This is a genomic window from Nocardia farcinica, assembly GCF_029867845.1.
Lineage (GTDB): Bacteria > Actinomycetota > Actinomycetes > Mycobacteriales > Mycobacteriaceae > Nocardia > Nocardia farcinica_A.
This window is the reverse complement of sequence record NZ_JARWRU010000064.1, coordinates 1-6624: the sequence shown is the minus strand read 5'-3', so window position 1 is coordinate 6624 and position 6624 is coordinate 1. Positions and strand designations below refer to the sequence as shown.

At 72.4% G+C, this 6624-nt stretch carries 6 protein-coding genes; 1 reads left to right on the top strand and 5 read right to left on the bottom strand.

Going from position 1 to position 6624, the window contains the following annotated elements; all coding sequences use genetic code 11:
• Positions 1–6: 6 nt before the first annotated feature.
• Together QH283_RS01035 and QH283_RS01030 are read right to left on the bottom strand one after the other, a co-directional pair.
• Complete coding sequence (locus QH283_RS01035; RefSeq protein ID WP_280501141.1) at positions 7–171, bottom strand: hypothetical protein; 165 nt, start codon at positions 169–171, stop codon at positions 7–9.
• A gap of 219 nt (positions 172–390) precedes the next feature.
• Entirely contained in the window at positions 391–1449 is a 1059-nt protein-coding gene (locus tag QH283_RS01030; RefSeq protein WP_324247107.1) for a helix-turn-helix domain-containing protein, read from the bottom strand.
• A gap of 257 nt (positions 1450–1706) precedes the next feature.
• Between QH283_RS01030 and QH283_RS01025 the strand changes: the two genes are divergently transcribed.
• The gene (locus QH283_RS01025) at positions 1707–1913 is read left to right on the top strand and encodes a hypothetical protein (RefSeq protein WP_280501140.1); all 207 of its coding nucleotides are present in this window, start codon (positions 1707–1709) and stop codon (positions 1911–1913) included.
• Positions 1914–1993: 80 nt separating this feature from the next.
• On the opposite strand, the gene QH283_RS01020 is transcribed toward QH283_RS01025, so the two are convergent.
• The 3 genes from QH283_RS01020 to QH283_RS30255 form a co-directional block, all read right to left on the bottom strand.
• Positions 1994–2935, bottom strand: a complete 942-nt coding sequence (locus QH283_RS01020; RefSeq protein WP_280501139.1) for a DNA-3-methyladenine glycosylase family protein — start codon at positions 2933–2935, stop codon at positions 1994–1996.
• Between the two features lie 220 nt (positions 2936–3155).
• Positions 3156–6104, bottom strand: a complete 2949-nt coding sequence (locus QH283_RS01015) for an FAD-binding and (Fe-S)-binding domain-containing protein (protein ID WP_280501138.1) — start codon at positions 6102–6104, stop codon at positions 3156–3158.
• Between the two features lie 170 nt (positions 6105–6274).
• The coding region (locus QH283_RS30255; protein WP_432420636.1) for a hypothetical protein at positions 6275–6624 on the bottom strand (350 nt) is incomplete at its 5' end.

Sequence of the window (6624 nt, the reverse complement as noted above, 5' to 3'; positions counted from 1 at the left end):
CCACACCTAGCGTCCCGGCCCCCCCGCGCCCGCCGCCCCCGCGCGGGCGCGCCGGCGGCCCCGCCGGGCCCTGGCTTTGCGGGGGCCCACGACTCCGATGGCCACGATCCACACCAGCACGCCGACGAACAGCGCGGGCACGAACGCGCCGGTCAACACGAATACGCCCACTGTCGACACCGCGAAGAGCAACGCGACAATGAGCCATTCCACCCAGTCGCCGGGCCGCAATTTACGGTACCGTGTCTGATAATTCTTGATCCCACGGTCCATATGTTCGTGTTACCCAGCACACAGACCGGATAAACACCGTTCCGTTGCCGAACCTGCGTCGATTCGTGATCTTCCCGCCCGCGTGTCGCGCCCTCGGGACCGCGTGCTCGCGGGCGGTCAGACCGCCGCCGCGTAATCCTTGGCCACCTCGCGCAGCAGCCGCCTGCTGGTCTGCGCGTCCAGCGCGCTGCGGCGCAGGCACTCGTGCGCGGCCAGATAGCGGTGCACGTCGACCGACCGTTCCAGGTACAGATCACCGGTGTAACCGGAGACGTGCACGACCGGGGGGTCGGCGCGTCTGGCCCGCGCGTCGCCGCCGAAGCACAGCACCGTGAACGGGCCGGTCGGCTCGCCCAGCGGCACACCGGCCGAGAACGGCAGCACCCGCAGACCGACATTCGAGCGCGTGCCCAGGTCGGCCAGATGCCGCAGCTGGGCGGCCATGACCTTGGGGCCGCCGACCACCCGGCGCAGCGCGGCCTCGTGCACCACCACCTCGGCGACCACCGGCGCGGATCGGCGGGTCAGCGCCGCCTGCCTGGCCATCCTGGCGTGCGCCCTGCGCTCGATGTCGTCCTCGGCCACCTCGGGGCCGAGATGGCGCAGCAGCGCCCGCGCGTAGTCCGGGATCTGCACCAGGGCGGGCACCAGCTCGGGCTGGTAGATGAACAGCTCCCGCGCGGTGGCCTCGACACCGGCGTAGACGTCGAAGCTCGCCGGGATCAGCTCGCCGAAGGCGTGCCACCAGCTGGTGCCCGGCCGCTGCTTGGCCAGGCCGGCCAGCGCGCGGCTGATCTCCTCGGGGATGCCGTAGATGCGGCACAACTCCTGGATGTCGACGGAGCGCAGACGGTCGGCCTGCCCCTTCTCCACCCGTTGCAGGGTGGTCGCGCCCCACTCCATCAGCCGGGCCGCGTCGGCGATGGTCAGGCCCGCCTGGTTGCGCCAGTCCCGTAGATAGCGGCCGAGTTGCCGGCGCGCAAGCGTCGAGGACGCATCTGTCGAGGGGGCTGAATCCAGCAGTGCTCGTGTCGAACTCGGTGTCACCGTCCAGCTCCGTTTCTCCAGCTCCGGCGGACCGGAGGGCGCATCGCGGCGGACCTGCGAGCTCGGTGTCCGTGCGATGCCGCTCGGGTGCTCGTGCCAGCTCAGGTGTTCACGCTCGGGCGTGTTCATCCGTTATGGATAATCCTGCACCCCGGTACGGATGACGTGCTGGGAATTCGCGGGAAATCTCACCGATCTCTGGCGAGCCGCCCGGCGACACGCCCCACAAGTGGTGTGCTGGAAGTGTGCTCGGAATGTACGTGCGATTGTCCTTGCAGGCGCGGCACTCTCCGGGCGCATCGAACCAGTCGCACGCGGGAACGAGGAGTCATGGCTGAATATGTCATAGCGTCGTCGTCGACGGACCGAATCGTGGCGGTGGCGTGATGCAGATGGCGAACCAGATGATGTGGTCGTCCGGGCTGCTCAGTTGCGGTCGCGATCCGGGAATCATGACGACCACGCAGGCACATTCGGCGATGCAACTGCACCTGGACTGCACCGTGGACCGGTGCCTGGTGCGCCGCCGCGCCAGGGCGACACTGGTCGAAGCGGGCAAGTGCGTGCTCGACGAACGCGCCCTGCGAATCTGAGGTCTCGACCGTCTCCCGCCCCGGCGGCGCTGCCCATCGGTCGGTCGGCGCCGGGTGGGTGGTCGGCGCCGGGGCGCTGATCAGTGCCAGGTGTGGTCGGTGAGCGGGGTGCGCGGGCCGAACTTCGGCCTGCGGGCCGCGCCGCTGATCTCCAGCAACCGCACGGCCCGATAGCGGTGCGGGCGAAGGGGTTCCAGGTACTCGACCATGCCGTCGTCGTCGAGCGGGCGGCCGAGCAGGGTCCAGCCGACGACCGCCGCGAGATGGTAGTCGCCGACCGATAGCGCGGCGGCGTCGCCGAAGGCGCGCTGAGCGATCTCCGCGGCGGTCCAGACCCCTATACCGGGCACCGAGCACAGCATCCGCGCGGCCTCGGCGGGTTCGCGGGCGGCGGCGCGCTCCAGCGAGTCGGCCACAGCGGCGGCGCGCACGATGGTGCTGGCACGCTGCGGCCCCACCCCGGCGCGGTGGTACTCCCAGGACGGGATGCGCCGCCAGGTCTCGGGGGCGGGCGGCAGCAGCAGTCCGGCGGGCGACGGGCCGGGCGCCGGTTCGCCGTACCGCCGCACCAGCTTTCGCCACGACGCCAGCGCCGAGACGGTGTGCACCTTCTGTTCCAGCACCGAGGGCACGAGCGCCTCGAACACACGCCGGGTGCGCAGCATGCGCAGACCGGGGTGGCGACGGTGGGCGTCGCGCACCAGCGGATGTTCCGGGGTGAAGTCGTCGAGATTCTCGTCGAGGCAGAGCATGATCTCCAGCTCGTCGAGGAACAGCTGCGCGCCCGGACCCCAGGCGCGCGCGTGCACGGTGTCCCGGCCGTGCTGGACGAGCCGGTAGGTGACCGGACCCGCCGGGGTGCGGACGGCCTGCCAGTGTCCGCCCGCGTCGTCGCGGTGGGTGCACGGGTCGCCCTGGCCGCGGCGCAAGGGGGCGAGGGTGTGCGCGAGGTCGACCGGACGGGGCGAGACGACCGTCCTGGATCGCCCGCCCTCGATCACGGGGGTGGTCGGTGCGCGCACCGGTCCATTGTGCTCCCCCGCTCGCGCCCGGCTCGCTCGCCCCGCCCGGCGCGGCGGGTAACCGGCCTCACGTCGCGCCCTCGGTAACAACCGAGGGCGATTTGTCGATTTCCCCGGCGATCGGCAAACAGCTGGCACGACGGAGGTATCCGATGATCACCAACGCACTCAACTGGCTGCTCGGCGCGTGGGGCACGCTGTTCGCCGGCAGCTCCGGCTATCAGATCCCGCCGGGCACGCTCCCGTTCGGACTCTGACCACCGCCTGCTCGCCGGTCGAGCAGGAACTGTGCCAGGTGGACGCCGTCACGGCCGATGAGCTGGGCGGCCTGAGTACGGCAGGAGAAGCCGTCGGCGAGGAAGACGGCGGCCTCTCCCGCCTGCTCCAGCGCGGGAATCAGACCGGCGGCCGCGATCTTCGCGGAGATCCCGTAGTGGCCGGCTCGCATCCCGAAATCGCCGGCCAGACCGCAGCAACCGCTGATCTCGACGATCCGCGCGCCGGTCTCGGCAATCATCCGGCGATCGATGTCGAAACCGAGCACGGCGTGCTGGTGGCAGTGCGGCTGGACCACCACGGTCTGCCCGGAGCGGTCCGGCGGACGCCTGCCCGGCAGGCCCGCCAGGAATTCGGCGAGGGTGCGCACCGCTTTCGCGGTCGGCTCGGCCCTCGGATCGTCGGGGAGCAGTTCGGGCAGGTCGGAGCGCAGCGCGGCGGTGCAGGAGGGTTCGAGGCCGACGACGACCCCGCCGGCGCGGACATGCTCGTCCAGCGCGTCCAGGGTGGCGCGCAGCCGGGCGCGCGCGCCGTCGAGCTGGCCGGTGCTGATCCAGGTCAGGCCGCAGCACACCCGCGCGCGCGGGATGACGACGGTGTGACCGGTGGACTCGAGCAACCGGATCGCCGCCTCGGCGATCTCAGGGGCGAAGGCGTCGGTGAAGGTGTCGAGCCAGAGCACGACCGTCGGCCGCTCGTTCCCCTCAGCCGGGTTCGCACCCGCCGAGGCCGCACCCGCCGAGGGGGTGACCGTCACGGCCCGGCCTGTGGAAGCCGTGGCGGAGACGGTGACCGTCGCGCCGCCGAATCCCGGCGCACGCAGCGACCGCCGGAAGGAGCGGTCGGCCAGACGCGGCACCGGACGGCGCGGGTCCACCCCCGCCGCGCGCAGGCCCAAGCGGCGCAACAGTTTCCGTCCGGCCAGCGTGTTGATCACGCGCGGCATCCTGGTGGCGAGACCGAGCCAGCGCGGCAGCATGCCGAGGGTGTAGTGGTCCACCGGGCGGAGGCGGCGGCGGTAGCGGCGGTGCAGGATCTCGGTCTTGTAGGCGGCCATGTCGACCCCGGCGGGGCAGTCGGTGCGGCAGGCCTTGCACGACAGGCACAGCTCCAGCGATTCGGCGACGGCGGGCGAGGTGATCGGCAACGCGCCGCACACGACCTCCTGCAACACCCTGGCCCGGCCCCTGGTGTTGTCCTTCTCGTCGCCGGTGGCCAGGTAGGACGGGCACATGAAGCCGCCCGCGGCCCGGTTGTCGGCACGGCAGCGGCCGACGCCGACGCAGCGGTGCTCGGCGGTGGCCAGGTCGCCGTCCGCGGCGAAGGCGAGACCGCCCGCCGGGGGCATCGGCGGCACACCGGCCACCCGCAGGTCGGCGTCCACCGGGCTCGGTTCGACCAGGACGCCGGGGTTGAGCGTGCCGTCGGGGTCGAACAGCGCCTTGAAACCGGCGAAGGCGGCCAGCACCGGCCGCGGATACATGACGCCGAGCAGTTCGGAGCGGGCCCGGCCGTCGCCGTGTTCGCCGGACAGCGAGCCGCCGTGCCGGACCACGAGTTCGGCGGCGTCGAAGAGGAAGGCGCGGAAACGTTCCGGCGCGTCGGCCAGCGGCAGGTCGAGGCGCACGTGGATGCAGCCGTCGCCGATGTGGCCGTAGAGCAGGCCGTCGACGCCGTGCTCGGCGGTGAGGTCGGCGAATTCGCGCAGATAGGCGCCGAGGCGCTCGGGCGGCACGGCGGCGTCCTCCCAGCCCGGCCAGGCCGGGTGACCCTGCGGGGTGCGCCCGGCCAGGCCCGCGCCGTCGGCCCTGATGCGCCAGAGGGTGGCTGCGACGGCGGCGTCGGTGACGATCCTGGCCTCCAGCGCGTGCGCCGCCCCGCACAGCCGCCCGGCGACGGCGATCGCCTCGTCCGCCGTCGCGCCCGCGGTCTCCACGAACAGCCAGCCCCCGCCGCGCGGCAGGGCGGGGACCGTGCCCCGGTGCGCGCGCACCACGTCGACCAGCCGGGAGTCGATGCCCTCCACCGCGATCGGGTCGCAGGACATGACCGCGGCCACGTCGTCGGCGGCGGTGGCGATGTCGGGATAGCCGAGCACGGTCAGCACGGTGGCGCCGGGCAGCCGGACCAGCCGGATGCCCGCGTCGAGCAGCAACCCGCAGGTGCCCTCGGTGCCGACGAAGGCCTTGGCGACATCGCCGCCGCGTTCGGGCAGCAGGTGCTCTAGCCCGTAGCCGGAGGCCTGGCGGTCGAATCGGCCCAGTTCGGTGCGCAGCAGCGCCAGGTGCGAGCGGGTGAACTCGGGCAGGCCGGGCACCACCGCGGGGTCGGTGGCCAGGGCGCGTTCGGCGCCTCGGCCGTCCAGCACCCGCAGCGCCGTGACGTTGTCGCTGGTCCGGCCCCAGGAGACCGCGCGCGGACCGCAGGCGTTGTTGCCGATCATGCCGCCGAGGGTGCAGCGGTCCTGGGTGGAGGGATCGGGGCCGAACCGCAGGCCGTGCGGCTTCGCGAGTCGTTGCAGGGTGGAGAGCACGACGCCGGGCTGCACCCTGGCCGTGCCGCGCTCCGGGTCGAAGTCCAGCACCCGGTTCATGTGCCTGCTGAAGTCGAGCACCAGGCCGGCGCCGACGGCATTGCCTGCCACCGAGGTGCCCGCCCCGCGCGCGGTCACCGGCAGGCCGTGCTCGCGGGCGAAGGCCAGGGCGGCTGCGACGTCCTCGTCGGCGCGCGGGAAGACCACGGCCGCGGGCGGGACCCGGTAGTTGGAGGCGTCGGAGGAGTACTCCGCGCGGCGGCGCGGCGAGTGGTCGACCTCGCCGTCGAGCCGGGCGCGCAGCGCGGCGAACAGCCGTGCCTCGTCCCGCTCCGTCCCGCCGATCGCCTGCTCGCCCACTCGGCCAGCCTAGTGACCCGGCCGGTGCGTCCGCCCCGCGCCGTTCACGCACGGCGCGGCGGAAAACAACTTGAACTGAACAATGGTTGAGGTTCTACTGTCGGAGGCCTGGGGTGGAATGACGGGGGTCGAAAGGGAGTGGACGTGAGCATCGAATCGGTGGCCTGGAATCAGATGTACCGGCAGGCCCACGCACCTGAGGAACGCAGACCGCTGCGGGCGGAGACGGCCCGCCGGATTCTGCGCTTCGCGGCCCCGCACCGCCGCAGGATCGGGGTGTTCCTGCTGTTCAGCGTGGTCTCGGCGCTCCTTGCCGTGGCGACACCGGTCCTGGCCGGCCGGGTGGTCAACGACATCGTCGCCGGGTCGCAGCCGCGCGTGGTGGTGCTGCTGGCGGTGGCGAACATGGTGTTGATGGCCGTCGCGACGTATTCGACGCTGAGGCCGAACTTGCGGGCGATGCCGTGCGGCCACGCGGCGACGTAGTCCGCGCCCTTCATCTCGATCATCTGTGTCATGC